2 protein-coding genes are annotated in these 3,980 nt (G+C 55.7%); both read right to left on the bottom strand.

The features are described from left to right. On the bottom strand, positions 1 to 3,601 hold a 3,601-nt coding region (locus tag ACO0LM_RS28535; RefSeq protein ID WP_423042308.1), incomplete at its 3' end, for a tetratricopeptide repeat protein. A 204-nt stretch (positions 3,602 to 3,805) separates the two neighbouring features. Further along, positions 3,806 to 3,980: cellulose synthase subunit BcsC-related outer membrane protein (locus ACO0LM_RS28530; protein WP_423042310.1), on the bottom strand; the 175-nt coding region annotated here is incomplete at its 5' end.

Below are 3,980 nucleotides of genomic sequence, written 5' to 3'. Positions count from 1 at the left end.
CAGACTTGCTCAGCTTGCGGGCGGTGGTGACGCTGCCTGTATTAGCGTTGTCCGTTGCATTGGCTGCATAAGCACTGCCACTGGCGTAACCTGTGGTGCCAGCACCGCCAGCAGGGCCAGTGGCGCTGGCAGCATATTGCTGCGGCACTGGTGCTGCCGGGTAGCTTACTTTTGGTAGGATATAGGGTGGTGGGACTAAGGGTGTGCCTGCCGATGCCGGTGCAGCTGTGGTCAGTGGCGTACGGGTCACGGTTGCTGGTGGTATTTGGTACACGGTGGCGGCACCTGGGGCCGTATTGGTATTGGCACCACCCTGGACAATGGCAATCGCAGGATTAAGGGCAGCCTGTTGTGGCACCGGTGCTGGTGCGGGGGCCGCAGGTACAGCGGCAACCCTGGCCGGCAATTGCGGAATGCTGGCCATTTGCTGCGGCACTGGTGCAGATAGTGGTGCCGCAGCCGGAACTGTCTTGCTTGCTGTAGCCATCACGCTGGCAGGCAATTGCGGGATCACATATTGTGCCTGCGCTGGCTGCGCATACTGTGGTTGAGCGTATTGTGGTTGTGCATACTGCGCCTGGGCCGGTGGCGCATATTGAGGCTGAGCGTATTGTGGCTGGGCATACTGCGGTGCAGCCTGTTGCAAGGGTACGCCTACCGGCGCAAAAATCGCACTCTTGGAATTCGGTACCAGGGCCTGTTGTGGCGCACTGGCCAGCGCGACCGGTGCTGCCGCATTGCGGTCGGCAAAAGGATTGACCCTGAAATCATTGACACCGGCTGGCTGCGCCTGTGCCACCAGGCGTATACCATTCACGCCCTGGCCCGCTGCCGGATGCTGGGCCTGTTCCAGGGCCAATGCCTGTCTGAAAAATTCCAGTGCGCGGCCATTATTGCCCTGCGCCCTGGCGACATTGCCGGCCAGTGAAATAATGCGCGGATTATCTGGTTGCAGGCGCATCAGGGTAGCCAGGTGTTGTTCTGCGCCAGAGAAATCCTTGTTCTGTATCGCGGCATACACCAGCGCCTGCAAGACTTCGGGGTTTTCCGGTTCGGATTGCAAAACGCGGACATACAATTCCCTGGCCGAATCCGTGTCACCTGCCGATGAATAAATACGCGCCAGGCTCAGCAGCACCAAACTGTCATCCGGGTCGGCCAGCAACATGGGCTGGATATAGTTAAAGGAAGCGGCAAAATCACCGGCTTCACGCGCCCGTTCCGAATAGCGCATTGACAAGATCCGTTGCAGGTCTTTGTAATCACCCACTTCTTCTGCAGTCAGGCGCGGCATGTCTGCGACTTTGCGCATCACTGCCAGCACTTCAGCTTCCTGATTGGCACGCAGCAAGGCCATGCCATATTGCAGCAACAACCCCGCCGGAGGATTAGGAGTGGTGTCCACCGCACGCTTGATCAGCGTCAGGCCATGGGCAGGGTCGCCAACCTTCATGTGGAAGGCCGCAACGATGCCGATAAATTCTGCGTCGTTACCCGCCGTGCTTTCTATCACGCCCAGCAATTCACGGGCGTGGGCAACATCACCCCGATTGGCAAAGACATTCAGACGATCAATCTGCACGCGTAGCCACATGCGTTTTTGCAACTCGATCATTTCAGCCTTGCGGGCTGCGGCAGGCACACGTTCCAGCGTCATCAGGCCTTCCCACCACAACTGTTGCATGGCGCTCAGCATGGCGCTGGCGAACAAGGCTTCGGCCTGTGGATTTTCTACATTGGCCATGGCATCCATCAGCGCACGGGCAGCACCCGGTGCATTTTGACGCAGGTAGATTTTTGCCAGTGCCATGCGCAACCAGGGGTTGTCGGGGGTCATCAGAATCGCATCTTCCAGGGTCGCCTGGGCGGTGGCGATATCGCCTGCCGCTTCGGCTGCCTTGGCCTTGTCCCATAACTGGGTAGATTTCAACTCTGACAGCACCGTCATTTGTCGCGGCGACATGTAAGGGCTCAGTTCTTCCAGATCCTTGATACGTTTTTGCTCGGCCAGCAAACCGATCAGGCTATCGAGTGCTCCCTGGTTTTTGGGGTCTTGTTTCAAGACCTGGCGGAAATTGGCTTCGGCACCAGCGGCGTCTTTTTCTGCCAGCAAGGCTTCGCCCAGTTGCAGGATGCCGACGGTTTCCTTGGGGTCCATTTCCACCGCTTTGCGCAGCAAGGCAATACCCTTGGCACTGTCGCTGTCTTCAAAGGCAGTGCGTGCATCACCTATCAGGCCCCAGTAGTTGGCACGATCAGATGCCTGCTTCCACTGGTCCTTGCGATTGGCAGGGGACAGTTCCACCGCTTTGCGCAACAGCGTGCGTGATTCGGCAAATTCATCCTGACGCATTTTCACCAGGCCCATGCCGCCATAACCGGACGATTCTTTGGGGTGTGATTTGATCAGTGCCTGGAAAGCTGCCTCTGCCGTTTTGAGGTCGTTTTCATCCAGCGCCTTGAAGGCTGCATTGCGGGCTTTATCCAGCGAATCACCACTGCCAGCTTTGGCTTCTGATTTTGCAGCGGCTTTCTTTTCAGCCCTGGTTTCGGCTTTGGCAGCGAGCCTGGATTCTGCCTTGGCTTCTGTCCTGGTCCTGGCCTCGGCTTTTGATTCAGCTTTTGATTCAGCTTTCGATTCAGCTTTTGATTCAGCTTTTGATTCAGCTTTGGATTCGGCTTTGGATTCAGCCCTTGAAGCTGCTTCGATTTTCTGTTTGGTTTCTGCGGTGGCCTTGACTGCGGTGTTTTGCTTGGCCTCTGCCATCACTTTGGCCGGATTGGCTTTTTCTTCCGCAGTTGCCGTCACTGCCGGACGGTTTAAATTGGCCAGGCGGTCCTTGATGACCTGGTCATCTGGAAACTTGTCGAGGTAACGGCGAAAATGTTTGACGTTTTCATTCTTGACGCCCATCCAGGTCAGGGCCTGACGCCATGATTCAGCCGCCGGTTTGGCGACATCGCCCCTGCTGGTTAATTGTTCCAGCGCGGCAATCCCTTCCAGGCGGGTTGGTTCACGATAGGTGAGCACCTGGGCATACGCCAGCGCATAACGGGCATTGCCGGGGTTGTCATTCTTGATTTTTTCCAGCCCGCGCTTGGCATCGGGATAACCGGCCTTGGTGCCGGCCAGCACCTGATAATATTCAAACGCAGCATCGCCCTTGAGCTTGGATGGGTCGCCCATGATCTTATAGGCTTCCACCGCACTGTCGGCATCGCCTTGCTGGGCCAGCTTGCGGGCATTGTCCAACTGCCCTACCCCACCGTTGTTACCACGACGCAAGGCTTCTTCGGCGGTGCGTAACTGGCTGTTGCTGGTCTGTGCACCTTTCAACTTGCCGTAATAGGATTTGGCCAGGTCGGCATTGCCAGCCCTGGCTTCATAGATCACTAGTGCCAGCAGCGCTTCGGCATTGGCCGGTTCAATCTTGAGTATCTTGCGCCAGGAATCGGCAGCGTTTTCATCTTTGCCACGCTGTGCCCAGAATTGCGCCTGCTCTTTCAATTGTTGCGTCAAAGGGGAATTCGCGAGCGCAGTCCCGCTTTCCAGATAAGCCGTCAAAAGCGCCAATGCCAACGCTTTCTTCTTAAAATTCATTCATTTCCCCTATTGACCGCTTTGCAGTACGTGTTGCAATGTATTGCGATGTCTTAAAGACAAAAAGCATATTCCCTGCATTTTGAAGTATGCCGGGGTAAATAGGAAGCGCATGTTAGGTAGCAATTGTAAATCTATTGTAAATATGTAAAAAAACCGTCAAATCTTAACGGTTTTTTTCATACGGATTAATTTACAACGCGCTTAATTTCCGGAATAGTAAGGTTTAGGAACGACCGGTGGGAAGGCAACCGGGGACTTTCTGGTCTCGAAGCTATAGCGCAGGTACACCGCTGCTGCTGCGTCATTGAAATCCCCCGAGTTATCTGCCGTCAAACGCCCCCCCAGGAACAGGTGCGGGGTTAGTTGGTATTCTGCC

The sequence above is a fragment of the Undibacterium sp. Di26W genome, from assembly GCF_049340265.1.
Classification (GTDB): domain Bacteria; phylum Pseudomonadota; class Gammaproteobacteria; order Burkholderiales; family Burkholderiaceae_D; genus Undibacterium.
Note: the sequence above shows the minus strand (reverse complement) of the source record. Positions and strands in the feature narration are given on the sequence as shown.